General features: G+C 62.2%; 26 protein-coding genes and 1 other RNA gene. 4 read left to right on the top strand and 23 right to left on the bottom strand.

All coding sequences use genetic code 11. The features are described from left to right. Nucleotides 1-11: 11 nt before the first annotated feature. From erpA to rplM, 5 genes are all read right to left on the bottom strand, one after another. The gene (gene erpA / locus JHD73_RS07375; RefSeq protein WP_021196519.1) at nucleotides 12-386 is read right to left on the bottom strand and encodes an iron-sulfur cluster insertion protein ErpA; all 375 of its coding nucleotides are present in this window, start codon (nucleotides 384-386) and stop codon (nucleotides 12-14) included. 138 nt (nucleotides 387-524) lie between these two features. Next, nucleotides 525-929: a polymer-forming cytoskeletal protein gene (locus JHD73_RS07380; protein ID WP_021196518.1), complete on the bottom strand. Its 405-nt coding sequence runs from the start codon at nucleotides 927-929 to the stop codon at nucleotides 525-527. 41 nt (nucleotides 930-970) lie between these two features. Continuing rightward, on the bottom strand, nucleotides 971-1,741 hold the full coding sequence (locus tag JHD73_RS07385) for a DUF6776 family protein (protein WP_199029287.1): 771 nt from the start codon (nucleotides 1,739-1,741) through the stop codon (nucleotides 971-973). A gap of 230 nt (nucleotides 1,742-1,971) precedes the next feature. Continuing rightward, nucleotides 1,972-2,364 carry a 30S ribosomal protein S9 gene (gene rpsI, locus JHD73_RS07390; protein WP_021196516.1) on the bottom strand — a complete coding sequence of 131 codons (393 nt, stop codon included), beginning with the start codon at nucleotides 2,362-2,364 and terminating at the stop codon, nucleotides 1,972-1,974. A gap of 12 nt (nucleotides 2,365-2,376) precedes the next feature. Then, complete coding sequence (gene rplM / locus JHD73_RS07395; RefSeq protein WP_199029289.1) at nucleotides 2,377-2,805, bottom strand: 50S ribosomal protein L13; 429 nt, start codon at nucleotides 2,803-2,805, stop codon at nucleotides 2,377-2,379. Nucleotides 2,806-3,491: 686 nt separating this feature from the next. Between rplM and JHD73_RS07400 the strand changes: the two genes are divergently transcribed. Further along, complete coding sequence (locus JHD73_RS07400) at nucleotides 3,492-3,917, top strand: OsmC family protein (protein ID WP_199029291.1); 426 nt, start codon at nucleotides 3,492-3,494, stop codon at nucleotides 3,915-3,917. Nucleotides 3,918-3,943: 26 nt separating this feature from the next. On the opposite strand, the gene rnpB is transcribed toward JHD73_RS07400, so the two are convergent. The 4 genes from rnpB to JHD73_RS07420 all read right to left on the bottom strand — a co-directional run bounded on the left by rnpB (nucleotide 3,944) and on the right by JHD73_RS07420 (nucleotide 7,319). Continuing rightward, an RNA gene (gene rnpB / locus JHD73_RS07405) (RNase P RNA component class A) lies at nucleotides 3,944-4,285 on the bottom strand. 19 nt (nucleotides 4,286-4,304) lie between these two features. Further along, a complete protein-coding gene (locus tag JHD73_RS07410) occupies nucleotides 4,305-5,111 on the bottom strand; it encodes a DUF3025 domain-containing protein (RefSeq protein WP_199029333.1) in 807 nt (268 codons plus the stop codon). A gap of 13 nt (nucleotides 5,112-5,124) precedes the next feature. Next, nucleotides 5,125-6,159, bottom strand: a complete 1,035-nt coding sequence (pyrC, locus tag JHD73_RS07415; RefSeq protein ID WP_199029293.1) for a dihydroorotase — start codon at nucleotides 6,157-6,159, stop codon at nucleotides 5,125-5,127. 68 nt (nucleotides 6,160-6,227) lie between these two features. Beyond that, nucleotides 6,228-7,319: a tartrate dehydrogenase gene (locus tag JHD73_RS07420; protein ID WP_199029295.1), complete on the bottom strand. Its 1,092-nt coding sequence runs from the start codon at nucleotides 7,317-7,319 to the stop codon at nucleotides 6,228-6,230. A 183-nt stretch (nucleotides 7,320-7,502) separates the two neighbouring features. On the opposite strand from JHD73_RS07420, the gene JHD73_RS07425 reads away from it, so the two are divergent. After that, entirely contained in the window at nucleotides 7,503-8,333 is an 831-nt protein-coding gene (locus tag JHD73_RS07425) for a class II glutamine amidotransferase (RefSeq protein WP_199029297.1), read from the top strand. Nucleotides 8,334-8,523: 190 nt separating this feature from the next. Here the strand turns inward: JHD73_RS07425 and JHD73_RS07430 are convergent, their stop codons facing one another. From JHD73_RS07430 to JHD73_RS07475, 10 genes are all read right to left on the bottom strand, one after another. Further along, a complete protein-coding gene (locus JHD73_RS07430; protein WP_199029299.1) occupies nucleotides 8,524-9,258 on the bottom strand; it encodes an amino acid ABC transporter ATP-binding protein in 735 nt (244 codons plus the stop codon). After that, entirely contained in the window at nucleotides 9,255-9,938 is a 684-nt protein-coding gene (gltK, locus tag JHD73_RS07435) for a glutamate/aspartate ABC transporter permease GltK (RefSeq protein ID WP_199029301.1), read from the bottom strand. Before gltK ends, JHD73_RS07430 begins: the two co-directional genes overlap by 4 nt. Before the next feature lie 18 nt (nucleotides 9,939-9,956). After that, nucleotides 9,957-10,685 carry an amino acid ABC transporter permease gene (locus JHD73_RS07440; protein ID WP_199029303.1) on the bottom strand — a complete coding sequence of 243 codons (729 nt, stop codon included), beginning with the start codon at nucleotides 10,683-10,685 and terminating at the stop codon, nucleotides 9,957-9,959. 99 nt (nucleotides 10,686-10,784) lie between these two features. After that, nucleotides 10,785-11,681 carry a glutamate/aspartate ABC transporter substrate-binding protein gene (locus JHD73_RS07445; protein ID WP_199029305.1) on the bottom strand — a complete coding sequence of 299 codons (897 nt, stop codon included), beginning with the start codon at nucleotides 11,679-11,681 and terminating at the stop codon, nucleotides 10,785-10,787. Between the two features lie 524 nt (nucleotides 11,682-12,205). Further along, the gene (locus tag JHD73_RS07450; RefSeq protein ID WP_021196506.1) at nucleotides 12,206-13,507 is read right to left on the bottom strand and encodes a Glu/Leu/Phe/Val dehydrogenase; all 1,302 of its coding nucleotides are present in this window, start codon (nucleotides 13,505-13,507) and stop codon (nucleotides 12,206-12,208) included. Nucleotides 13,508-13,670: 163 nt separating this feature from the next. Then, on the bottom strand, nucleotides 13,671-14,615 hold the full coding sequence (locus tag JHD73_RS07455) for a LysR substrate-binding domain-containing protein (RefSeq protein ID WP_199029307.1): 945 nt from the start codon (nucleotides 14,613-14,615) through the stop codon (nucleotides 13,671-13,673). 120 nt (nucleotides 14,616-14,735) lie between these two features. Beyond that, nucleotides 14,736-16,190, bottom strand: coding sequence for an amidohydrolase family protein (locus tag JHD73_RS07460; RefSeq protein ID WP_199029309.1), 1,455 nt, complete (start codon nucleotides 16,188-16,190; stop codon nucleotides 14,736-14,738). Continuing rightward, nucleotides 16,187-16,981, bottom strand: a complete 795-nt coding sequence (locus JHD73_RS07465; RefSeq protein ID WP_199029311.1) for an ABC transporter permease — start codon at nucleotides 16,979-16,981, stop codon at nucleotides 16,187-16,189. The genes JHD73_RS07460 and JHD73_RS07465 overlap by 4 nt, the downstream gene beginning before the upstream one ends. A 14-nt stretch (nucleotides 16,982-16,995) precedes the next feature. Beyond that, entirely contained in the window at nucleotides 16,996-17,796 is an 801-nt protein-coding gene (locus JHD73_RS07470) for an ABC transporter ATP-binding protein (RefSeq protein WP_199029335.1), read from the bottom strand. 129 nt (nucleotides 17,797-17,925) lie between these two features. Next, nucleotides 17,926-18,909, bottom strand: a complete 984-nt coding sequence (locus JHD73_RS07475) for an ABC transporter substrate-binding protein (RefSeq protein WP_199029313.1) — start codon at nucleotides 18,907-18,909, stop codon at nucleotides 17,926-17,928. 609 nt (nucleotides 18,910-19,518) lie between these two features. Between JHD73_RS07475 and JHD73_RS07480 the strand changes: the two genes are divergently transcribed. After that, the gene (locus JHD73_RS07480) at nucleotides 19,519-20,526 is read left to right on the top strand and encodes an isopenicillin N synthase family oxygenase (protein WP_199029315.1); all 1,008 of its coding nucleotides are present in this window, start codon (nucleotides 19,519-19,521) and stop codon (nucleotides 20,524-20,526) included. 3 nt (nucleotides 20,527-20,529) lie between these two features. On the opposite strand, the gene JHD73_RS07485 is transcribed toward JHD73_RS07480, so the two are convergent. Continuing rightward, nucleotides 20,530-22,353: an ABC transporter ATP-binding protein/permease gene (locus tag JHD73_RS07485; protein WP_199029317.1), complete on the bottom strand. Its 1,824-nt coding sequence runs from the start codon at nucleotides 22,351-22,353 to the stop codon at nucleotides 20,530-20,532. A gap of 91 nt (nucleotides 22,354-22,444) precedes the next feature. On the opposite strand from JHD73_RS07485, the gene JHD73_RS07490 reads away from it, so the two are divergent. Continuing rightward, nucleotides 22,445-22,882, top strand: coding sequence for an acyl-CoA thioesterase (locus tag JHD73_RS07490; protein ID WP_199029319.1), 438 nt, complete (start codon nucleotides 22,445-22,447; stop codon nucleotides 22,880-22,882). Nucleotides 22,883-22,946: 64 nt separating this feature from the next. On the opposite strand, the gene JHD73_RS07495 is transcribed toward JHD73_RS07490, so the two are convergent. The 3 genes from JHD73_RS07495 to JHD73_RS07505 all read right to left on the bottom strand — a co-directional run. After that, the gene (locus JHD73_RS07495; RefSeq protein WP_199029321.1) at nucleotides 22,947-23,711 is read right to left on the bottom strand and encodes an enoyl-CoA hydratase; all 765 of its coding nucleotides are present in this window, start codon (nucleotides 23,709-23,711) and stop codon (nucleotides 22,947-22,949) included. 27 nt (nucleotides 23,712-23,738) lie between these two features. Continuing rightward, a complete protein-coding gene (locus tag JHD73_RS07500; protein ID WP_199029323.1) occupies nucleotides 23,739-24,701 on the bottom strand; it encodes a DegV family protein in 963 nt (320 codons plus the stop codon). Nucleotides 24,702-24,926: 225 nt separating this feature from the next. Then, nucleotides 24,927-25,944, bottom strand: a 1,018-nt coding sequence (locus tag JHD73_RS07505; protein ID WP_199029325.1) for an acetyl-CoA C-acyltransferase, incomplete at its 5' end; no start/stop codon positions are given.

Here is a 25,944-nt window from a genome sequence, read left to right on the forward strand (position 1 = left end):
GCGATACCGCGTCAGACCGAGAACGACGAGCCACAACCGCAGGTGGTCGAAGCATTCGGGTTCTTGATGACGAATTGCGCGCCGTTGATGTCTTCCTTGTAGTCGATCTCGGCGCCCACCAGGTACTGGTAGCTCATCGAGTCAATCAGTAGCGTCACGCCATTCTTAACCATGGCCGTGTCATCTTCGTTGGTGTCTTCGTCAAAGGTGAAGCCGTACTGGAAGCCCGAGCACCCGCCGCCCTGCACGAATACGCGCAGCTTCAGCTCCGGGTTGCCTTCTTCTTCGATCAGTTGCTTGACCTTGTCCGCAGCGCTGTCGGTAAAGACCAGCGGAGCCGGAACCTCGTTCACATCGGGCGTGGCTGCCTGCGCGACTGCGTTCATGAAAATCTCCTGTGGGAACGTCTCAAAACTTGCCTCTATTTTAAGCGCAAGCTGCAAATCGTGCCGAAGCCCCGGGTTTCAAGAGGATATTGTGCGGTGCGCCAGCAACGGCAGGACAGCCAACACCACACCAAGTGATCAGTCCTGGTTGGACGCAAGCTTGAGATTGGGCAGCAGCTTCACATCGCCGGGCGCCGAGTGCGCCAGCGTGCCCATGACAACGGCACCCTGATGCATCTCCAGCGCCGCATATTGCACATTGCCTTCGATGCGCGCCTTGGGCTGCAACTCCAGCAGTTCCGCCACATGCACCGGACCGACCACCGTGCCGTTCAGAATCAGGTGACCGACATGCACCTCGCCCTCGATGCGCGCGGTATCCGTGATGACCAGCATGCTGGGCTTGTCCGGATCACCGTAGACGTTGCCTTTGATCTGGCCGTCGATCCGCAAGCCACCCGAAAAGCGCAGATCCCCCTCCAGCTTGGTGTGGGCGCCCAGCAGCGTTTCAATTGCCAGCCCCTTCTTCTTGCCAAACAGCATCGTCGACTCCTCTTTGTACGGATCCGACAGGCCCCCGCCCGTCAGATGGAAAAACTCTGGCTCGCCTTGATCTTGCCGTTCTGCAACACCTTCACCATGACCGACTTCACCGTGGTGCCTGGCGGGACATCCACCCAGCCTTCCAAGCGCTGGTAGTGCGTGAGCTTGACGCGCGTGGCCGCTGTGGATGCAGGGGCCGAAGCCGCCGTAGCGGCCGCCGCACCGGGGAAATCGATCGTAGCAGGTTTGCCTGCCTGCACCACATTCAGCGTGAGCGCCAGTTGCCCCTCGAATTCAGAGACCGGTGCGAACGCCTTGCCGCCGCCCTGCATCAGCAAAACGCGGAAATGCATGCGCGTCGGCTGCGCTTCATCCGGGGCGATCCGGAAGCTGCGCACGTAGATGCCGGCGGAATTGGTGGGTGCGGGCAGCAGGCTGTCGAAGAAGGCCAGATCCTCCTTCAACTGTGCGTTCTCGGCTTCCAGCGCCTTGAGCTGCTCGGCCATTTGCGTCTGCGCGCCCTCGGCCATGCCGACGCGCGACTCCGCAGTGCCCGCAGCCGCGGCAAGCTTGTCCCGCTCGGCCTGCACCGCTGTCAGCTTGGCAGTCAGCTCACGATTCATGGCGCGCAGGTCGCTGTCATGCGGGCCGGTCAGGCGGCGACCTTCTTCGAAAGCCCAGAGCGCCGCTGCGGCAGCCAAACCGATCACCACCGCAATCAGCAGCACCGTTACCGGCCACGGCAGGCGCGAGCGCACCGTGACGTTCGGGGCGAGCACGGAAGCGCGACGCAGCAGGCGACGCGCCTTCATGCGGCCGCCCCTCGATTCGCGCTGCGAATCAGAATCGGCTTAGAGCAAATTGCGGATTGCATCATACGGACCAAACGCAAACGAAACGTGAATTGTAGTCTCGGCGACATGTCGGAGCTGTTGCAAAGGGTAAGCGAGGCGTCTGACAGATCACACCGTTTGAGTGGAGCGCTCAAAACAAAAAACCACACCCGAGGGTGTGGTTTTTTGCTGAAGCAGTGAGAAGCGGATTAACGCTTCGAGAACTGCTTGGCGCGGCGGGCCTTGCGCAGACCGACCTTCTTACGCTCGACTTCACGTGCATCGCGCGTCACCAGACCTGCCTTCGACAGGGTCGGCTTGAGCGTTGCATCGTAGTCGATCAGGGCGCGGGTGATGCCGTGGCGCACGGCACCGGCTTGGCCGGTTTCACCGCCGCCGACCACGTTGACCTTGATGTCGAACGTAGCTGCGTGGTTGGTCAGTTCCAGCGGTTGACGCACGATCATCAGCGAGGTTTCACGAGCGAAGTACTCGTTGATGGCCTTGCCGTTGACGATGATGTCGCCCTTGCCGGACTTGATGAAGACACGTGCCACAGCGCTCTTGCGGCGGCCGGTACCATAGTTCCAATTACCGATCATGGATGTGGCCCCTTAGATTTCCAGCGCTTTCGGCTGTTGAGCTTCGTGCGGATGCGAGCCTTCGGCGTAAACCTTCAGCTTCTTGATCATCGCGTAGCCCAGCGGACCCTTCGGCAGCATGCCCTTCACAGCCTTTTCCAGGGCACGGCCCGGGAAACGCTGCTGCATCTTGCCAAACGTCGTTTCGTAGATACCGCCCGGGTAACCCGAGTGGCGATAGTATTTCTTGTCGGTCGTCTTGGCGCCCGTCACGCGCAGCTTGGCTGCGTTGATGACGATGATGAAATCGCCCGTGTCGACGTGCGGAGTGAATTCAGGCTTGTGCTTGCCGCGCAGTCGGTGTGCCACTTCGCTGGCGACACGCCCGAGGACCTTGTCCGTCGCGTCAATCACGAACCAATCGCGCTTCACCTCATGGGGCTTTGCGGAAAAGGTCTTCATGATTTTTCCAAAATTTTGAGTCAGTGCCCGAGTGGACCCGTATCGTGCGTAACAACTCATGAACGGATCGTCTTGCGGACGCCTGCGCAACCTTATGCAAGGTCATCGCCGGCCCGCCTTCCCGCTTGTTGGTGCGGGCTCTCCAAGTTTCTTTCCCGCGGGCAATCCGGAAAAGATTTCGATTGTACCTCGCAAGCAACCCTTGACACAAGGAAAAAGGCACGCTCCACCCACAGCGGACGAAAAAAAACCCAAGCCGTTGAGCTTGGGTTTGAATCCACCAAAGGAGGAGGGTGGAGGAGACACCTGCTGATCGTTGACTTGGTGGGTTGCACCGCATCAGTCGATCCAATGGGTGCAATTATACCCATTTCTGGGGCACTCGCAAGATAATTTGCACTACGAAATCGCATTTCGTAATGCAAAATGCATTATAAAGCGTACACAGAGAGATCGACCTATTTAAAATCAAATACTTAGGAAAAATCACCCGCTCTGCGGGTGTTGCTCACTAGAAACTTTCCTCCAATTTCGGCCCAACTCAGGTGCATGAGCAACGGGTTGCACCTTTTCATGCGGGTGTTACTGTCAAGGGGAGTTCACCCTAGGGTACCGACGCGGGTTCACCACGGTGGCTACAATGTGGTCTTTCGGCAGCACTCGCCGATACGGCACAAGGATTCGACATGGAATGCACAGTGAGCTGGACCGGCCCGGACGGCATGGCCTTTTTGGCGGAAACCGGCAGTGGCCATCTCGTCACAATGGATGGCGCGCCGGACGGCGGCGGCCGCAACCTGGCGCCACGCCCGATGGAAATGGTGCTGCTGGGTACCGGCGGCTGCACCGCCTATGACGTGGTGCTGATCCTCAAGCGCGGCCGCCAGGACGTACAGGGCTGCAGCGTCAAGCTGCACGCCGACCGCGCCGAGACCGACCCGAAGATCTTCACGCGTATCCACTTCACCTTTACGGTGACGGGGCGCAACCTCAAGCGGGAAACTGTGGAGCGCGCAGTCCAGCTCTCGCACGAGAAGTACTGCTCGGCGTCGATCATGCTGGCCAAGACGGCCGAGATCACGCACTCGCTGGAACTGATCGAACTGGCCTGATTGATGGCCAATCCGGCTGAAGGGAAAAGCGAAGCGAACCGATAAGCCGGATTCTGTGCGCCGCGCGGCCGAAACCAGCGGCGTGACAACCATTCCTCTAGACCGGCTGTTGCCAGCCGGCTCAAGCTCCCTACCCGCAGACTCAGCGAGCCGCTTCATCGCCTGCTTACTTGGGATTGCTCCGGGTGGAGGTTACCGCGTTTCACCCTTCGCCCTGGCCGAAGCCTGGGCGAAGACTCGTCTCTGTGGCCCTATTCCGCACGTCACCGTGGATGGTCGTTAGCCATCACCCTGCTCTATGGAGTCCGGACTTTCCTCCCCTTCCACGCGCACGAGGCGGCGGAAGCAGCGGTTGTCTGGTCCGCTTCGCGAGGCGCGAGTCTAGCATCATTCAACGCTGACGGATTTGACTGTCGCCCGGCGGCCTGGGCGAAACACCGCCGCATCCAAGTAGAAGCTGGCGTCTTCGTTGGCTTCGCACCAGCCGGGGATGCCCATGACCGGCAGCGGGCGAAAATCGCGTGGTTTCAACTCGGAGTTCAGCAGCATGTCCGCCAGCGCGGCATCGAGCGACGCCCAATCCTCCGGCAGGGTGACCACATGCACCGGCCACGCATGTGCGGTGATCGACTTGTATGGCGTGACCAGCTTCTCCAACAGCGCGTGACCGAATGGCAACACCGCGCACGCGGCACCCCACGCTGCCCTGCCCTCCACGAACAGGCCACGCCAGTCGAAGCCGGTCAGGCTACGCTCGGGCGCATTGTCGGTATGCAGAAAGATGAGGGCGTTCTCGTCGAACAAGGTGGCGGCATCACGCACCGTACCGCGCGCGGCGCTGATGCCGTCCCGCGCAATCGCCCGCGCTTGTCGCGCGTTGAGCGCCGCCTTGGCGCGCGGCCAGTGCAGCCAGATCAGCGCGTTGAAAAAGTCGTGCAGGTTATCCCGCGTGGGCACACAGCCCGTGGCGGCGATGTGCGCCTCGTAGGCGGTGCCCGGTGGCAGCGCATCTTGCGGGATGAAGCGCAGCGCATGGCCAGCTGACGTCCGAATCGCTTGCGTAGCCAGGTGCGCGTTCAGTGCAGCACGCAGATCGGCGCCCTGTTCGACTGCATGTGCAATCGGGGCGCCGATGTGCGCGAGTGGCGCGAACGCGGGGTGCGTCCAATCAATCGCGCCCAAGCCTTCGATCACCAACGCAGACCGCTCAGACCGACTTCCAGCGCAGCATCTCGCCGCCGCGCAGCGGCACCAGCGTCTGCTCTCCGAACGGCACTTCAGCGGGGAGTTGCCATTGCGAACGCGTGAGCGTGAGCGTGCCGGCGTTGCGCGGCAGGCCGTAGAAGTCCGGACCATGCAGGCTGGCGAAACCTTCGAGCTTGTCGAGTGCGTTGGCGTCTTCAAATGCCTCGGTGTAGAGCTCCATGGCGTGCAGTGCGGTGTAGCAGCCGGCGCAGCCGCAGGCGTGCTCCTTCACCCCCTTCGCGTGCGGTGCGCTGTCGGTGCCGAGGAAGAAGCGCGGGTGGCCCGACGTAGCGGCTGCGACCAGCGCCAGGCGGTGCGTCTCTCGCTTGAGCACCGGCAGGCAGTAGTAATGCGGGCGAATGCCACCGACGAACAACGCGTTGCGGTTGTACAGCAGGTGGTGCGCGGTAATGGTCGCACCAACCGGGCCTTCCGCGTCGCGTACGTACTCGGCAGCCTGCTTGGTCGTGATGTGCTCGAACACGACCTTCAGTTCGGGGAAGTCACGGCGCAGCGGAAGCATCACGGTGTCGATGAAAACGGCTTCGCGGTCGAAGATGTCGACGGTGGGGTCGGTCACCTCGCCGTGCACCAGCAGCGGCATGCCGACTTCCTGCATCGCTTCGAGCGTCTTGGCGCAGCGGCGCAGGTCAGTCACGCCGGCGTCGCTGTTGGTGGTGGCGCCGGCCGGGTAGAGCTTCACGCCGTGGATGAAGCCGCTGGCCTTCGCCTCGCGAATCACCTCGGGCGAGGTGTTGTCGGTCAGGTACAGCGTCATCAGCGGCTCGAACTGCGTGCCAGCGGGCAGCGCAGCGAGGATGCGGTCACGGTACGCACGTGCCTGCGCGGTGGTCGTCACCGGCGGCTTGAGGTTCGGCATGATGATCGCCCGGCCGAACTGGCGCGCGGTGTCCCCCACCACGTCGGCGAGCGCGTCGCCGTCGCGCAGGTGCAGGTGCCAGTCATCGGGGCGGACGATAGTGAGAGTGTCGGTCATGATGCGTAGGAGATCGGTCAGCGGAAAACGAAAGCGAAACTCAGAGAATAAATCAGTGCAACCGGGCCTTACGCCAGCGCCTCGGCAATCGCGCGGCCCAGATCAACGGTACTTGCCGTGCCGCCAATGTCGCGCGTGAGCGGCGCATGGCCTGGGCCGGCTACCAGCACGCGCTCGATGGCGGCCAGTACTGCTGCGCCCGCCTCGGGCTGGCCGAGGTGCTCGAGCATCATCGCTGCGCACCAGATCTGGCCGATTGGGTTGGCAATGCCTTGACCCGCGATGTCCGGCGCAGAACCGTGCACTGGCTCGAACAGGCTCGGATAGGTGCGGTCCGGGTTGATGTTGCCCGACGGGGCAATCGCAATGGTGCCGGTGCAGGCGGGCCCCAGGTCCGAGAGGATGTCGCCAAACAGGTTGCTGGCGACCACCACATCGAACATCTCCGGCTTCTGCACAAAGTGCGCGGTCAGGATGTCGATGTGAAACTTGTCGACGTTGACCTCCGGGTACTGCTTGGCCATCGCCTCCACGCGCTCGTCCCAGTACGGCATGGTGATGGAGATGCCGTTGGACTTGGTGGCCGACGTCAGGTGCTTTGCTGGGCGGCGCTGGGCCAGATCGAAGGCGAACTTGAGGATGCGGTCGACGCCGGTGCGGCTCATGACCGTTTCCTGGATGACGATCTCGCGCTCGGTGCCGCCGTACATGCGGCCGCCGACGCTGGAATATTCGCCTTCCGTGTTCTCGCGCACCACGTAAAAATCGATCTCACCGGGCGCGCGGGGCTGGCCATTGCGATCGACCAGCGGGCTACGGATGCCGGGCATCAGGCGTACCGGACGCAGGTTTACATACTGGTCGAAGCCGCGCCGGAACTGCAGGAGAGAACCCCATAGCGAGATGTGGTCGGGTACCGTATCGGGCCAGCCGACGGCGCCGAAGAAGATGGCGTCATAGCCGCGCAGGGTGTCAAACCAGTCGTCGGGCAGCATCTTGCCGTGGCACGCGTAGTAGTCGCAGCTGGCAAAGTCGAAGTGATCGGTCTGCAACGCAAAGCCGAATTTGCGCGCCGCAGCATCCAGCACGCGCAGGCCCTCGGGGACGACTTCCTTGCCGATGCCGTCTCCGGGGATCACGGCAATGCGATATGAATTCATGGGAATGGGATCCGGTTGTGGCGGCAGTCGGGATGCTACGTTTGGTGGCGAATCTGTCTGCGTGCGGCGTAAGCGCAACGGCCGGCAGGCTCAGCGGGGTGCCATGAAGGTCAAGTCGCTTGGCACCCCTGTCGGCCGGCAGGATAATGGCTATTTTATTGCATCCGACTTTTCTTCCCCACCATGTGCCAGCTGCTAGGCATGAACTGCGCCGAACCGACCGATGTGACGTTCTCGTTCACCGGGTTCGCCGCGCGCGGTGGCGTGACTGACCACCATGCCGACGGTTTCGGCGTCGCGTTCTTCGAAGACAAGGCCTGCCGCCTCTTCATCGACAACCAGTCGGCCGGCACCTCGCCGGTTGCCGATCTGGTCAAGCGTTACCCGATCAAGTCCAAGAACGTCATCTCGCACATCCGCAAGGCCACGCAGGGGACAGTGCGGCTGGAGAACTGCCACCCGTTCATGCGCGAGCTGTGGGGGCGGCACTGGATCTTCGCCCACAACGGTGATCTGAAGAACTTCTCGCCGTTCCTCTCCGGCGTCTACCAGCCCGTGGGCGACACCGACAGCGAACTCGCCTTCTGCTTCATCATGCAGGCGCTGCGCAAGCGCTTTCCGGGTTCGCAGCCGCCGCTCAACGAGCTGTTCTACGCACTGTCCGACATCACCAAGGAAATCACCCGCTACGGCGTGTTCAACTTCCTGCTGTGCAACGGGCAGGCGCAGTTCGCGCATTGCTCAACACGGCTGTATTACATCGTGCGGCAGTGGCCATTCTCGACGGCGCACCTGATCGACGCCGACATGACGATCGACTTCGCCAAGTACACGACGCCCGCCGACCGCGTCGCCGTCATCGCCACGGCACCGCTGACCGACAACGAGGTCTGGACCCAGTTCGTGCCGGGCGAGCTGCTGATGTTCGAAAATGGCCAGGCCACCATGGCCACCAAGGTGCCGATTCCAGAGGCGGTGCAGATTGCCAACGCCGCCAACACGGCCTGCACCTGACACGACCGTCGCCCAACAAAAAGCCGCTCCCGAGAGAGCGGCTTTTTGTTTGCCTGGAACCTGGCGTTGGAACCTGTTCACGATCCGTAGCGAGCGGCCCGAGGTTGGTTCGAGAAGCGCGGCCGTACATGTGTACGGCGAGCATCGCAGGACCAAGATCGGAACGCGCAGTAGGATCGTGGACTGGTTCCTAGTGCGACAGGATCTTCGACAGGAACTGCTTGGCGCGGTCGGAACGTGCATCGATGTTGCCGAAGAACTCTTCCTTCTCGCAGTCTTCAACAATGCGGCCCTGATCCATGAAGATCACGCGGTTGGCAACCTTGCGGGCGAAACCCATTTCGTGGGTCACGCACATCATGGTCATGCCTTCCTTGGCCAGTTCCACCATCACGTCGAGCACTTCGTTGACCATTTCCGGGTCCAGCGCGGAGGTCGGCTCGTCGAACAGCATGCAGATCGGGTCCATCGACAGTGCACGGGCGATGGCCACACGCTGCTGCTGACCGCCCGACAGTTGGCCGGGGTACTTGGCAGCGTGCGCCTTCAGGCCCACGCGATCCAAGTACTTCAGGCCCTTGGCCATTGCCTCTTCCTTGGAGCGGCCCAGCACCTTTTGCTGCGCGATCGTCAGGTTTTCGGTAATCGACAGGTGCGGGAACAGTTCGAAGTTCTGGAACACCATGCCCACGCGCGAACGCAGCTTCGGCAGGTTCGTGCCGCGGGCGCCCACCGAGGTACCGTCGACGAAGATCTCGCCCTTCTGGAACGGCTCAAGCGCGTTGACGGTCTTGATGAGCGTGGACTTGCCCGAACCCGACGGGCCGCACACCACCACCACCTCGCTCTTCTTCACGCTGGTGGTGCAGTCGGTCAGCACCTGGAAGGCGCCATACCACTTGGAAACGTTCTTGATCTCGATCATTGGGTCACCTTCTTCTGAAGTCGCTTCACCAGCACGGAGGCGCCGAAGCAGATCACGAAATAGCACAAGCCGGCAAACAGCAGCAGTTCGACGATGCGGCCGTCGCGCTCACCAATGTTGTATGCCTGCGTAAAGAAGTCCGACAGCGCACTCACATACACCAGCGACGTATCCTGGAACAGGACGATGGCCTGCGTGAGCAGCAGCGGAATCATGTTGCGGAATGCCTGCGGCAGGATCACCAGGCGCATGGCCTGGCCGTACGTCATGCCCATCGCGTAGGCCGCGAACATCTGTCCGCGCGACACGCTCTGGATACCGGCGCGGATGATCTCCGAGTAGTACGCCGCCTCGAACAATGCGAAAGCAACCAGCGCGGACGTCATGCGCATGTCGGTGGCCGGCGACAGATTGAAGATCTTCTGCAGCACCTGCGGCACGATCAGGAAGAACCACAGCAGCACCATCACCAGGGGAATGGAACGGAAGAGGTTCACGTACGCCTGACCGAACCACTGCAGCGGCTTGACGCCCGACAGGCGCATCATTGCCAGCAGCGTGCCCCAGACGATGCCGACCAGGATGGCCGTGCCCGTGATCTCGAGCGAGAGGACCATCCCCTCGCCGAGCACGCGCATGTTGTCGGCGTTGATGGACGAGAAATCGAAGTGATAAGCCATGAAGTGTCGTCGCTCCGATTACTTGCCACCGATAAAGCCAGGCAGCCGGGAACGTGCTTCCACCCAGCGCATCAGGCCCATTACGGTCAGGTTGATCAGCATGTACATCAGCGTCACGGCGATGAACGATTCGTAGGGCTGCGCGGTGTAGTCCACCAGTTGCCGCCCTTGCGCCGCCAGCTCCAGCAGACCGATGGTCGACGCCACGGCCGAGTTCTTGAAGATGTTCAAGAACTCGGAAGTCAGCGGCGGCACGATGATGCGGAACGACATCGGCAGCATCACGTAGCGATACGTCTGTGCCAGTGTGAAGCCCATCGCCAGACCGGCGTTGCGTTGGCCGCGCGGCAGCGAGTTGATACCCGAGCGCACCTGTTCACACACACGTGCCGCGGTAAAGGTACCCAGGCACAGCATCGCGCACAGGAACATCGACGTATTGGGGTTCATCTGCTTGATGTAATCGCCGCCCGGCACGAGTTCGGGCATGACGAAGTACCAGATGAACAATTGCACGATCAACGGGATGTTGCGGAACAGCTCCACATACGCGGCGGCAAGACCCGACAACCACTTGTTCGGCACGGTGCGCAGCACGCCCAGCAAGGAGCCGATGACGAGCGCGATGATCCAGGAGGAGAGACCGAGCACGACGGTGGTCTTCAACCCCGCCAGCAGCCAGTCGAGATAGGTCTGATTCTGGGCGGCTTCCGTAAAGAAGACGCCCCAGTTCCAGTGGTAATTCATGATGGTTCCCTCAAAAAGAAACGGAAGGGAGAGGACCTGTTAACCGGCCTTTGCCTTCCGTTTCGATGATGCTTGAGTCAGGCCCGTTGAGGGAGCCGATCAGTCAAGAGCCTTGTCGTTCGGGTTCTTGATCAGCGCCTTCATGTCATCCGACAGCGGGAAGTCCATGTTCACGCCCTTCGGCGGAACCGGCTGCGTGAACCACTTCGTGTACAGCGCGTTGATCTCGCCCGACTTCATCAGACCGGCGATGGTCTTGTCGGCAATCGCCTTGAAGGGAGCGTCGTCCTTGCGCACCATGCAGCCGTAGGCCTCGCGCGATTGCGGCTTGGCCACGACAACCCAATCCGACGGGTTCTTGGCCTTGGCGCGCTCGCCGTACAGCAGTGCGTCGTCCATCATGAACGCGACAGCACGACCCGATTCCAGCGTCAGGAACGACTGACCGTGGTCCTTGGTGCTGATGATGTTCATGCCGAGCTGCTTGTCGTCGTTGTACTTGCGCAGCAGACGCTCCGACGTCGTACCGGCAGTGGTCACAACGTTCTTGCCCTTCAGGTCTGCCCAGTCCTTGATGCCCGAATCCTTCTTCACCATGATGCGGGTGCCGATGACGAAGATTGTGTCGGTAAACGAGGCTTGCTTCTGGCGCTCGAGGTTGTTCGTGGTCGAACCGCACTCAATGTCGATGGTGCCGTTCTGCAGCAGCGTGATGCGGTTCTGCGAGGTGATCGGAATTTCCTTGACCTGCAGATCCTTCAGCTTGAGCTGGTCTTTCACGGCCTCGACGATCTTCTGGTTGATGTCGTACGAATAGCCAATCGTACGGACGCCACCAACGTTGTAGCTGAACGGGATGGACGAATCGCGTACGCCCAGCGTGATGGTGCCGGTGTCCTTGATCTTCTTGAGCGTACCAGTCAGCTCTTGCGCGTGGGCAGCGCTGCTCAACACACCAACGGCTGCAAGCACGGTTGCCAGCTTCGCGAGGTTCATGAAAGTCTCCTTTTGACCATGAAAGAGAAAGACGGGACTGTACCAAAAAACATTTGGCGACAGTATTGGTGTTGCCACTAAATCGTTGAATCCAACGGGATTTTTTCCTCTGGCAAACGGCCTGCCGCAACAGTATTTTCCAAGCAACCGGACACCTTACATTGTGCTTTTCCGGAAATCCGGAAAAGCTGCGCAGCATCGGCTACGGAATCGCTCTGCTCAATCGGCACGCATGCACGATGGCTTGAGCGGATCACCGCCAACTACTCAAAGAAAAACCAAGGGGAAATAAAGCCCGCTCGATGTGCGCTCTCTGTCGCTTACACGAACCCGACTTGAGGATGGAAGGGCGACAGTGTTGCCGCCCTTCTCGTGGTGCGGTGCCCCGGAACGTTATGGTTCGTTCTATGCAGCACCGGCTTTCTTCAACCGTCGCGCATGACCGCCTGATCGGCAGCGACGCGATAGACCGGAGCAGCGCCCTGTTGGAGCACCGCGCCGGTATTTGACCGACGCGTCGCCGATCAGGGGTACAGACCGCGCTCTTGGCGGGCCTGCAGAATCCGCGTGCAGGCGATGATGAACGCCGCCGTACGCAGAGTGACCTTGTTGTCCTGCGAAACTTGCCAGACACCACGGAAGGCGTCTTGCATGATCCGTACCAGGCGCTGGTTGATCTCGTCTTCGGTCCAGAAGAAGCTCGAGAAATCCTGCACCCACTCGAAATAGCTGACCGTCACGCCGCCGGCGTTGGCGATCACGTCCGGGCACACCAGGATGCCCTTGTCGCGCAGGATGTCGTCGGCCTCGGGCGTCGTGGGGCCGTTTGCACCTTCCACGACAATCTTTGCCTTGATATGGGGCGCGTTCTTGGCGGTGATCTGGCCTTCCAGTGCAGCCGGGATCAGGAATTCGCAATCCAGTGCCCAGAAATCGTCTTGCGAGACGGTCTCTGCAGCAAAGCCGGCCACGCTGCCGTTGTGGTCGACGTGCGTGATCAGCGCGTCGACATCCAGGCCGCTGCCGTTGAACACGATGCCCTTGTGATCCTGCACGGCGATGACCTTCGCGCCGGCGTCATGGAACAACTTGGCGGCCACGCTACCCACGTTGCCGAAGCCCTGCACCACCACGCGTGCGCCCTTGACATCAATGCCGAGGTTGCGTGCGGCTTCGCTGCCAACCACGAACACACCGCGGCCGGTGGCTTCACGACGGCCCAGGCTACCGCCCAGTGCGATCGGCTTGCCGGTCACCACGCCGGTGGCGGTGGAGCCTTCGTTCATGGAATACGTGTCCATCATCCACGCCATGATCTGCGCGTTGGTGTTCACGTCCGGTGCCGGGATGTCCTTGTTCGGGCCGATGATGATGCCGATCTCGCTGGTGTAGCGACGGGTCAGGCGTTCCAGCTCACCGGAAGACAGCTTGCGCGGGTCGACACGAATGCCGCCCTTGGCGCCGCCGTACGGCACGTTCACAGCCGCGTTCTTCACCGACATCCATGCAGACAGTGCCATCACTTCCGACAGCGTCACGTCCTGGTGGAAACGCACGCCACCCTTGCCCGGGCCGCGCGACGTGTTGTGCTGCACGCGATAACCCTCGAAGTGGGCAATGCTGCCGTCATCCATCTGGATGGGCACATCGACGATCAGGGCGCGCTTGGGGCGCTTGAGGGTTTCAACCCAGCGTGCCAGCGAGCCGAGGTAGGGGGTGACCCGGTCGACCTGCTGCAGATAGATGCCCCACGGGCCGAGGTTGTCGGCCGGTAGATAGGACGGGATGGCGTGCTGAAGTGTCGTCGGAGAAGCGACATTGGACATGGTGTCTTCCTTTTTTGGACCTCGGTAAGGCCCCTCGTTTGGGAATATGCGGTCCCACAAAATGCCCGCCAGCTTAGGGACCGCCCAGAACGAAATCCAATGCCGTTTTTACATCGGGTTATGCATCAGGCGCATAACCCTACGCACCAATGCGATACCTCATTCAGCCCACGAGCGCACTCCACAGCGTGTCGATCAGTTCCCGTTTGCGCTTGGATTGCGGGTGGCGGCGATCATGCGCGCCGTTCTGCGGGTGCTCGCGGTACAGCCGGATCTCCATCTCGATCGACAGCGTGCCACCGCCCTTGCCTTCAGCGCGCACAAGCCGCCCGGCAGCGACATCGTCACGCACCGCGCTCTCCGGCAGGAAGGCAACGCCGTGGCCCGCCAGCGCCATCACCTTGAGCGCCTCGGCCATATCGGTCTCGTAGCACTTATCGAGCAGCGGTGCCACCGGCGAGTTCTCCAGCAGCACATCGACCATGCGGCCCAGGAAGGCATTCGGCGTGTAGCTGAGGTAGGGAATCGGCTTGCGCGCTGCAGGCACCAGCCGGTAGATCGGGCGGCCGTTTGCGTCCGGCTTCGAGAACGGCGACAGCCGCTCGGTGCCCAGTACCAGCATGTCGTAGCGCGTTGGGTCGAGCTGGATCATCTGGCGTGCATGGTGATAGACCATGACGAGATCGCAGCCGCCCTCCACCAGCGTCATCACCGCATCGTGCACGTTGAGCGCACGCAGGCGGCACTGCAGCTTGCCAACCTTCTCCTCCACTTGTGCCAGCCACCCTGGAAAGAACGTGAGCGACAGCGTGTGCGGCACAGCAAAGTCGATGGTCGACGCGCTGGCCGGACGCTGGCCCCGCATCAATGCACGCGTCTCACTCACCTGCGCGAGCATCGCCAGGGCCTGCTCGTAGAAGACCTCGCCCGCGGGCGTGAGGCGCGTGGGATAGCTTGATCGGTCGATCAATTCATTGCCCAGCCATGCTTCGAGCGACTGGATACGCCGGGAGAATGCTGGCTGCGTGACGTGCCGCAACTCCGCCGAGCGCGAAAAACTGCGTGTTTCCGCCAGGCTGATGAAGTCTTCCAGCCATTTGAGTTCCATCGCCTTGAATCCCCTTCCCCGCGGTGTCGATGGCGCCAGGGGCCGCCCGCGCACTGGCGGACGCACCCCGTTCGGGCGCCTGCTGGAAGGACATTTTAAGCGCTGCCGACACCGGCAGCCTCAGGCACGCATCCTTTCGGCGCGCTGTACAAGCTGTTCGACCGCCGCGCGGGCCTGTACCCCCAGCAATACAAGATCAACACCGGGGATCGCATCCTCCTCCACAACAACACGCCCGCCCACCAGCAAAGCGCGCAGGCTCGGCCGTCCGCCACTGGCCACCGGTGCGATGGCCGGGTCATGCAGACCGAAGTAGCGAGGATCGTCGAGCCGATAGATTGCGAGGTCGGCGCTTTGGCCCTGCGCGACGGTGCCAACGCCTTCCAGCCCGAGCACGTTGGCGCCACCGGCTGTTCCCCAGCGCACGACGTCTTCGATACGAGCGGCATCCGCACCGCCTTCCGCACTGCCGCCCTCCGCTTGGGCGCGCGCCTGCTCGCCGCGACGCGCGCGCTGCATCAACCAAGCGGCATGGGCTTCGGAAATCATGTCGGCCGCCTCGTTGGAAGCGGCCCCATCCACACCGATCGACACAGGCATACCCGCTGCCTCCAGCGCTGGAATATTGGCAATGCCGCTGCCAAGCCGGCCGTTGCTTTGCGGGCAGTGCGCGATCCCGGTGCCGGTCTCGCCCAGCGCATGGATTTCCGAGGGCCCCAGTTTGACCAGATGGGCGAACCAGACATCCGGGCCGAGCCACTCATGCTCACCACAGAATGCCACCGGCGTGGTGTCGTGCAGTGCGAGGGCCACGTTCTGGTACTCCACCGTTTCTGACAGATGACTGTGCAGTCGAATACCAAGCCGACGCGCGGTGCGGGCGCATGTGCGCAACTCCTCGGGCGACATCGAATACAGCGGTGTCGTCGGCGCCATCACAACGCGGCGCATGGCATTGGGGCCAACCTGGTGGTAGCGCGCGACCAACCGCTCGCAGTCAGCCAAGTACGTGTCGAGCGGCTCCGGGCGCAGCGCTTGTGGCAAGGCACTCTCCAGACCACGCGTGCGCGTTGCGCCACCGCGGCACAGGACGAAACGCAAACCCAGTGCTTCAGCCTCTTCAAACAGGATGGCTGAGCTGTCGAACGGCATGCCTGGGTAGTAGAGATAGTTATGGTCGGCCACCGTTGCGCAGCCGCTACGCACCAGCTCGATCAAGCCGATGCGGGCAGCCAGACGAAAGGTCTCCTCGTCGAAGGCGGCGCGAAAGCGGTACGGCGTGGCACCCAGCCAGGGAGTGAGCGTCAGATTCAGTCCCTGTGGCTCGCCTTTCAGCAACGACTGGAACAGGTGATGATGCGTGTTGATCCACGCGGGATACACCACGCAATCGGTCGCATCCATGACGCGCTCACCGGGCCGTGGCGGCAGACGGCCAATGGCTTCGATCATGCCGCCGGCGATGCGAATGTCCGGTCCGGCAATGCGCTCGGCGTGACCGGCGCGCATGTCCTGCCCCGTGAGGATGGCCGCCGCGTTGCGGATCAGGAGCGAGGGTTCAATGGCGGGTGTCATGCGACCTCGCTTTCATGCCAGTGCGACAGCACCATTCGCGACAGCGCAACCATGATCGCGAACAGCGCAATGCCGGTCAGCGTAATCAGAAAGAGCGCGGCAAACAGGCGCGGGATGTTCAATGAAAACCCCGCTTGCAGGATCTGGTAGGCCAGCCCCGCACCTGTACCACCGGTACCCGCCACAAACTCCGCGACCACGGCGCCGATCAGCGACAGCCCGCACGAAATGCGCAAACCGCCAAAGAAGTATGGCAATGCACTCGGAATGCGCAGTCGCACGAGCGTATCCCATCGGCTCGCCCGATTGATGCGAAACAGGTTGGCCAGCCCGGGGTTGACGCTGCGCAAACCGAGCACCGTGTTCGAGATGATCGGGAACACCGCTACCAGCGTTGCACAGATGACAAGTGCAAGCGTCGGCTCCTTGACCCAGATGATGATCAGCGGCGCGATGGCCACGACTGGCGTGACCTGCAGCAGAATCGCATACGGAAACAAGCTGGCTTCGATCAACCGGCTCTGCACGAACAGGAACGCCGCCGCCGTGCCACATGCCACCGCCAACGCGAATGCCAGCAGCGTGATCTGCAGCGTCACCCATAACGAACCGGCCAGCAGCGACCAGTCTTCGATCAGTGTCTTGCCGATTGCTACCGGAGAAGGCACGAGATAGGGCGGCACATCAAATGCCACGCAAACGGCCTGCCAGGCAAGCAGCAGCACAATACCCACCGCAAGCGGCGCGGCCACCCGCTGTACGGCGGGTCGGGACAATAGTGGAGGATGCATGATGAACTCCTGGGTCAATCGATGACAGGTGCGCCTGTGTTGGCCTGCGTGAGCAATGCCGACAACTGCGCGCAGTACTGCATGAACATCGGCGACACGCGAAACGCTTCATCGCGCACGGTCGGCCCTTCGATCGGCACATCGGCGATCACGCGGCCGGGGCGCGCCGCCATCACGATCACGCGGCTCGACAGATAAACCGCCTCGTAGATGCTGTGCGTAACGAACACCACCGTGAGCCCCCGCTCGGCCCACAACGCGCGCAAATCGGCATCGAGCTTGTTGCGAGTGAATTCATCAAGCGCGCCAAATGGCTCGTCCATCAGCAGCAGGTCCGGATGCGTAGCCAGGGCTCGCGCAATCGATACACGCATCTGCATGCCGCCTGACAGCTCGCGCGGATACACCTGCCCGAATTGACCGAGCCCAACCAGCGACAGCGCGCGCCGCACACGCTCATCGGCTTCCGGGCGCGGCATGCGGGCGAGGTCGAGAGGCAGACGGGCGTTCTCGACCACCTTGGCCCACGGCATCAGCGTGGCCTCCTGGAACACCATCGCCAGCGTGCGGCCCGGTGTGCCGACACCAGCGGCAAGTGTGGGCCCGCCCCACCAACGCACGTGACCGGCCGATGGTTGCTCCAACCCGGCAAACAGCTTGAGCAGCGTGCTCTTGCCGCAGCCGGATGGCCCGAGCAACGAAACGAACTCGCCCGGCTGGATGGCAAGCTTCACGCGCTCAAGAGCCACGGTACCGTTTGGATAGGTCTTCTCGACCTGGTTGGCAAACAGCGCCGGCGCATCGCTACTGCGCATGCCATCAAGCGGTGGTTGGCCGCCGCCAAGCGGTACGGGCGCACCCGTCCGGTTGCTACGAGAGACGAGCGACATGGGGACCCCCTTGGCCAAATCGTGGTTGCGCTTTGTTCGTGGCAGTGATGGCGTTCAAGGCATCACCTTCAGGTCTTTGACGAATTGCGTGGTGTAAGCCCGCTTCCAATCCACGTCGGCTTTCAGCAAGCCCGCACTCACCATGAAGTCGCGCGTTTGCTTCCAGCGTGCGTCGGTCATGACACCAATGCCCAGCGTGACCGCATCGCCACCCGTAATCATGCGGAATTGCTTGAGCTTCTCCAGCCCATAGGCGAGCTGGTCATCGTGCATGTTGGGATTGTCGTGCTTGATGAGCGCATTGGCCGGCGCAGGGTCGGCCAGGTAACTCTTCCAGCCCTCCATCGATGCGCGCACGAAGCGGGCGACCAGGTCGGGCTTGTCTTTGACGGTTTTGTCCATCGCCACGATGGTGGTGCCGTACGGCGGGTAGCCGTCATCGGCAAACAGGAAGAAATGCGTCTTCGCCCCGGCCTTGTCGGCGCTGAACAACTCAGACGACGCATAGGCTTGCTGCGCGGATTTCGGATCGGCAAGAAAGGGTTGCAGATTGAACGTGTAGACGCGCGACTGCGCTTCGTCCAGCTTGTACTTGCCCTTTAGCCACGGCCACCACGTCGTACGTCCGGAGGTGGAGACAAGGACGCTTCGCCCCCTGAGATCGGCCAGGCTCTTGACGTCCTCGTGGGTCATCATGCCCTGCGGGTCGGCTTGCATGGAAGCGCCCACCGTGGTGACGGGCACGCCCTGCTCAACGCTCTTGAGCACCTGCAGGTCATAACCCATGAGGAAATCTGCCTGCCCGCTGGTCAGGATCTGCATACCGTTGACCTGCGGCCCGCCCATGCGTATCTGCACGTCAAGCCCGTACTTTTTGTAGAGGCCGGTGGCAACGGCCTGATAGAAGCCGCCATGTTCGGCCTGGGCATACCAGGAGGTGAGAAAGACGACCTTATCCAGTGCAAACGCACTGGCAGAGCAGAAGAAGGTGGCGATGGCAGCCAGCCCGAAAAGGCGGCGAAGGAGGCGAGGTTTCATGGCGGGGCGCGGTTTGAGCTGTCGTTCAACACGCCTGCAGCTACGCCATCATGAGAGCCCATGCGGTTCGATGGAGGCCGGGCATTGCGTCATGAAGGCACGGCCATGCGCCGGACAACCGGACGCGCAGGCGCGGCTTTCAAGAGCAATTTCCGGCTGCTGCGTTGATCGTGCGAAGTGCCGGAGGGCACCTCTCACAGCAGTGAACGCTTCTACTCTCGCCTCGTGTTTTGCAACTTTCATACCATCCGCCACAGCGTCATGCAGATACGCATGCGCACGGTATCGACACGCCAGCGCTGTGCATGGCGTGCGCATCGAAGGTGCGCGCGAACCCTCTATGGTGCATACGAAAGCAAGCCACGGCCTGCAGCTTGCGCCCTTGGGCGTTGGCCTGAACCTTGCGTGATTCCCTGCAAGAGTAGAAGCGTTCAGCAGCCGTGCGCAGCGTGCCGGCTGGCCGGGAATTGCTCTTGAAGTCGGAACAGGCCGAGCCGCAAGGGTTGGCCTGTGTACCGTTTGGAACTTCAAGACACTGCCATCGCTTTTGCGCTTGGTCTTGCGGCTCCTGGTCCGACATTCATCGACCTTCTTTCGCATGGAGTCCACATGACCACGCTCGCCACCTCCTCCTACACGCTCACCGAGCTCGACAAGGAAGCCCGCATGGGCGGATTGGGTTCGGAAACCGATTCGCGTGAAATCCACCGCATCGACCTTTCCGATTTCGATGCGCGCCGCGCACAGATCACCAACGCGTTGTGGGTCGCCGCCACCGATGTCGGCTTCTTCCAGCTCGTCAATCATGGGATCGACCTGGCGCAGGTACACGGTGCATTCGAGATGGCACAACGCTTCTTCGCGCTGCCAGATGGCGTCAAGGCGCAGTACCCGCTGCAGCGTGCGCTGAATAGTGGTTGGGAAAGCCGCGCACAGGTGCGCCCGTCCACTGGCACCCAGGATCAGAAAGAGTCTTACCAGATCACGCTACCGCACATGACCCCGCTATGGCCGAGCGAAGACGAGTTGCCCGGTTTCCGCGCGGCCATGCTGGCGTTCGAGGCGCAGTGTTGGCAACTGGGCATGCGCGTGCTGTCGTGCTTTGCCGACAAGCTCGGATTTGACGCGGATTTCTTTACGCGCGCACACGACCCATCGAGCCCGACCTATCAGAGCACATTGCGGCTGCTGCACTACTTTCCGACCGATCCGTCCATGCCGAGCGGCCTCTGGCGCGCCGGCGCACACACAGATTTCGATTGCCTGACGCTGCTGTTCCAGCGTACCGGCCAGGGTGGCCTGCAATTGTGTCCGGGCAAGGAAATGCAAGGCGAGGCATGGACCAGCATCGAACCGGCGGACGATGTCATCACCTGCAATATCGGCGACATGCTGATGCGGTGGAGCGACGACCGACTGCCGTCGAACTTCCATCGGGTGCGCAACCCATTGCCGCACGAGTACCAGGGTTCGCGCTACAGCCTTGCTTTCTTCTGTCAGGCCAACCGTGACGTAATGATCGAAAGCCCGTCCGGCAAGTACGTGCCGATCAGCGCGGAGGACTACCTGCGCCAGCGTGTCGCCGCCAACTTCCACGCGGTAGCGCAGGCCATGTAGCCGTCAGATGGCCGCTTCCTGTTCGCGCTCGGGCTCGCGCGCCTGCATGCGCCACATCTGCGCGTAACGCCCTTCGGCGCGCAGCAGTTGTTCATGCGTGCCACGCTCGATGATGCGGCCGTGCTCCATCACCAGGATCTGGTGCGCGCCCACGATGGTGGACAGGCGGTGCGCGATGACCAGCGTGGTGTGATTCTGCGCCAGGCGCATCAGCTCTTCCTGGATGGCGTGCTCGGTGCGCGAGTCGAGCGCCGAAGTGGCCTCGTCGAACACCAGAATCGGCGGACGCTTGAGCAGCGTCCGCGCGATCGCCACGCGCTGCTTCTCGCCACCGGAGAGCTTCAGCCCACGCTCACCGACCTGTGTGTCGTAGCCATCAGGCAGCGATTCGACAAAGTGGTGGATCTGCGCGGCGCGGGCGGCTTCGATCACCTCTTCGCGTGTCGCCTCGGGGCGGCCGTAGGCGATGTTGTAGTAGATGCTGTCGTTGAAGAGCACCGTGTCTTGCGGAACGATGCCGATGGCTGCACGCACGCTCGCTTGCGTAACGTCGCGCAAGTCCTGGCCGTCGATTTCAATGGCGCCGGATTTGACGTCGTAGAAGCGGAACAGCAAGCGCGCGAGTGTCGACTTGCCCGAGCCACTTTGTCCGACGACCGCCGTGGTCGTGCCTGCAGGAATGGTGAAGTCGACATCAAACAGGATCTGGCGCTTGGCCTCGTAGCTGAAGTCCACATGCGCGAACCGCACCTCACCAGCGTGGACAGCCAGCGGTTGGGCATCCGGCTTGTCGGCCACCTCGCGATTGGTTTGCAGCAGGTGGAACATGCGGTCCATGTCGGTCACCGCCTGCTTCAGCTCACGGTAGATCACACCCAGGAAATTGAGCGGAATGTAGATCTGCAGCATCAGCGTGTTGACCAGCACGAGGTCGCCCAGCGTCATGTGCCCAGCCGCTACACCCTGCGTGGCGCGATACAGGATCAGGATCAGCGCAGTGGCCACGATGACCTGCTGACCAAAGTTCAGCAGCGACAGCGAGCTCTGCGAGCGAATGGCGGCAGCGCGGTACTTCTGCAAGTTTTCGTCGTAGCGGCGCGCTTCGTACTCTTCGTTGCCGAAGTACTTGACCGTCTCGAAGTTCAGCAGCGAATCGATCGCCTTCTGATTGGCGCGCGAGTCCAGCTCGTTCATCTTGCGGCGGAAGTGCGTGCGCCAGTTCGTTACCGTCACCGTAAAGACGATGTAGCTGACCAGCGCGCAGAACGTGATGAGCGCGAACCACACGTCGTACTTCACAAAGAAGTACGTGATGACAAGGCCCACTTCCACCAGCGTCGGCAAGATGCTGTAGAGCGAATACGAGATCAGCGACTGGATACCGCGCGTACCACGCTCGATGTCGCGGCTCATGCCGCCGGTCTGGCGCTCCAGGTGAAAGCGCAGCGACAGCGCATGCAGATGCCGGAACACCTGGAGCGCGAGCGTGCGCACCGAGCTCTCCGTCACCTTCGCAAAGAGAATTTCACGCAGCTCAGAGAACAGCGACGTCGACAGCCGCAGCAGCCCATACCCGATGATGATGCCTACCGGCACGACCAGCAGCGCGCGCGGGTCCGAAAGCGATACGTTCATCGCATCGATCAGCCGCTTCATGACCATCGGCACGCCAAGGTTGGCGACCTTGGCCGCGATCAGAAACGTCAGCGCAAACCCGACACGCCACTTGTAGGCCAACAGGTACGGCAGCAGGCTCTTGATGGTGCGCCAGTCACCGCGGTTACCCCCGGGCGGAGGCGGTTCGGAAGAGGCGGGGAAGCGGCGCATGTGCGGTGCAATAAAATGGCGGATTGTGTATTCTCCCACCGATCACCTGCGTACGCCCCGCACCCGCTGGTGGGTACTTCTCTCCGCTTCAATGCTGCCCTGCATCATCATGTCCGATACCCAAGCCTCCACTGAAACCGTCAAGCTGCCCGCCGGCAAGCAACCCGCTGTGCGTGTCATGCCGATGCCGTCCGACGCCAACGTGCACGGCGACGTGTTCGGCGGCTGGATCATGTCGCAGGTCGACATTGCCGGGTCGATTCCGGCGGTGGTGCGTGCCAACGGGCGCGTGGCGACGATTGCGGTCAACTCGTTCGTCTTCAAGCAGCCCGTGTACGTAGGCGACCTGGTGAGCTTCTATGCCGAGGTGGTCAAGACTGGCCGCACTTCCATCACCGTGGATGTCGAGGTCTATGCGCAGCGCATGGGCACCAACGGCCGCCACGCCACCGTCAAGGTCACGGAAGCCACCCTCACCTACGTCGCCACCGACGAGACCCGCAAACCGCGCGTGCTGCCGCAGCAGTAAATCGCAGCCTTGAATAAAAGAACCCGGCCTAGGCCGGGTTTTCTTTTGCGTTGAAGCAGCGTGCTCAGTTGAACTTGGAGAAGTCCGGACGGCGCTTCTCGAAAAATGCCGTGAACGCCTCACGCGCTTCCGGCGCACGCAGCATCTCGCCGAACTGCTTGCCTTCCAGCGACATGCGCGCGGCAATCTGCGGCATGGCACCTTCTTTCATCAGCCGCTTGGTGGCGCGCAGCGAAGCCGGTGGCAGCAACGTCAGCTTGCGCGCCTGCGTACGCACGAAGGCATCGAGTTCACCCGCCGGCAACACGCGATTCACCAAGCCCAGTTCGCGCGCTTCCTGTGCATCGAATGGCTCACCAAACAGCAGCTTGTCGGCCGCGCGGTGATAGCCGGCCAGTTGCGGCAGCAGTAGGCTCGACGCTGCCTCCGGGCACAGCCCCAGTTGCGCGAACGGCATCGACAGCTTGGCCGTCTCCGAGGCATAGACGAGGTCACAATGCAGCAGCATCGTCGTGCCCACACCAACCGCCGCACCGCTCACCGAAGCAATCAACGGCTTGGTCGCCGTGCTGATTGCCTTCAGGAACTGGTGCACCGGGGCGCTTTCATCCTTGGGCGGATGCTTCATGAAGTCTTCAAGATCGTTGCCAGCCGTGAAGACGCTTTCGTGGCCCGCCAGCACGATCACGCGGATGGCGGGATCGGTCTCGGCGGCCACCAGTGCATCCGCCAGCGTCTGGTACATCGCAGCGGTGATGGCGTTCTTGCGGTCCAGACGGTCGAAAGTGAGCGTCAGGACGCCGTCTGCGGTTTCGGTACGAATCGACATGAAAACTCCAAGGTAAAACCCGTGCCGCTAGATTGGCACAGGGGAATCCGATAAATAACCGACGGAGAACGCGTTGGCCCCAACGTTCAACGCCACGGTCAGGCTCATCGGCGCGAGCAGCACTTCCACGCCGTGATCCTGTGCGGTTCGCATCAACGCTTGCACCGGCTCCATGCGGCGCACGTTGTCGAGCGAACCGGAATACGTGATCGCCACCACGGGCGTGGCCAGACGCTCCTCGGCGATCATGGTTTCGGTGTGCGCGAGCAGGCGGCGAATCCCTTCATCAGAGCCGCGCACCTTGGCAATGGCTTCGGTCTCGCCGCGATGCATATGGATGAGCGGGCGCACATTGAACGCCGTGCCCATCATGTAGCGCCCCCAGGTGATGCTCTTCTCGCCCTTTTGCTTGGCACGTGTGTACATGTACAGCAACTCGTCCGGCACGAGATAGACGTGCGAGGCATCGCGCAGGCGGTTCTCGATCACATGCACCACATCGCGCACTTCGGCGCCTTCGCGCAGCATGCGTGCGGCCTCGTGCACCATCAGCGCCTGGCCAGGGCCAATGGCGCCGGTGTCCACCACCGTCAGCTCGAACAGACCCGAGCGGCCGGCATCCTTGCGCGGCTTGAAGCTCTTGGCCGTGGTGCCTACCACTGCGCCAGTGGCGTGGCTATAGAAATGGCTGCGTGAGCTGGCAATCGTCAGCAGCAAAGCGCGATCGTGTTGGGTGACCACGTGCTTGAGCAGGTAGTCTTCAATCTCGCGCTCAAGCAGCGGGATCGACTCGGCATAGTGGTCTTGCTTATCAACGAGGTACTTGCGGTAGAGCTGCGGCAGTGCCACCTCGTCGCGTCGGTCTTCCACGAAGATATCGCCCGCACGGATGCGGAACGGCACCACGCCCAGACCCAGTTGATCGATCATCGAGCGCGGCATGTCGCATGCCGCGTCGGTCAACACGATTGTGTCGCTGATGTTGCCCATCGCGCGCCCTCCTCTTGGTGCACCGCCGGTGACCCGGTGGTGTGTCTCCTCTGTCGCGGAATCGTGGCTCCGCTTCTGTCGCGTGCCCACTGGCGTGGGCCGCATTCTTCGGCGCGCTTGTTCTGTATTGCTGTGCGCGCCTGCGCAACTATGCGTGGTGAGACGGGCGATATCAAGCAGGGGAAGGCCCTAAAGAGCGGCCTGAGCCTTCCCCCTCACGTGGGGTCACATGCGTTCGAAAATGCCCGCAGCACCCATGCCGGTGCCGACGCACATCGTCACCATGCCGTACTTCAGGTTGCGACGGCGCAGGCCGTGCACAACGGTCGCGGCGCGGATGGCACCGGTCGCGCCCAGCGGGTGACCCAGCGCAATCGCGCCGCCCAGCGGGTTGATCTTGCTGGTGTCCAGGCCCAGGTCCTGAATCACAGCCAACGACTGCGCGGCAAACGCTTCATTCAACTCGATCCAGTCGATCTGATCTTGCGTCAGGCCGCCAGCCTTCAGTGCGGCAGGAATGGCCTCCTTCGGGCCGATCCCCATGATCTCCGGCGGCACACCGCGCACCGCAAACGACACGAAGCGCGCCAGCGGCGTCAGGTTGAATTGCTTGAGGATCTTCTCCGACACCAGGATCAGCGCGCCCGAGCCATCCGACGTCTGCGAGCTGTTGCCCGCCGTCACGCTGCCCTTGTTCGCGAACACGGCACGCAGCTTGCCCAGGCCCTCAACCGAAGTATCGGCACGCGGGCCTTCGTCCAGCGACATGGTGCGCGTCTTGATGTCCACAGCGCCCGTGCCCAGGTTCGGGAACTTCTCGATGATCTCGATCGGGGTGATCTCGTCCTTGAACTCACCGGCCTGCTGCGCCGCCAGCGCCTTCTGGTGCGACAGCAGCGAGAAGGCGTCTTGCGCCTCGCGCGAGATCTTCCATTGCTGGGCGACCTTCTCCGCCGTCAGGCCCATGCCATAGGCAATGCCGACGTTCTCGTCACGCGTGAAGATCTCCGGCGACATCGACGGCGAGTTGCCCATCATCGGCACCATGCTCATCGATTCGACACCGGCGGCGATCATCACATCGGATTCACCCACGCGGATGCGGTCAGCCGCCATGGCCACGGCCGTCAGGCCCGAGGCGCAGAAGCGGTTGACGGTCACGCCGCCCACCGTGTTCGGCAGGCCCGCCAGCAGCGCACCGATACGCGCCACGTTCAGGCCCTGCTGCGCTTCGGGAATCGCA

Origin of the sequence: Ralstonia sp. ASV6, assembly GCF_016429285.1 — a bacterium.
In the GTDB taxonomy this organism is placed as follows: domain Bacteria; phylum Pseudomonadota; class Gammaproteobacteria; order Burkholderiales; family Burkholderiaceae; genus Ralstonia; species Ralstonia flaminis.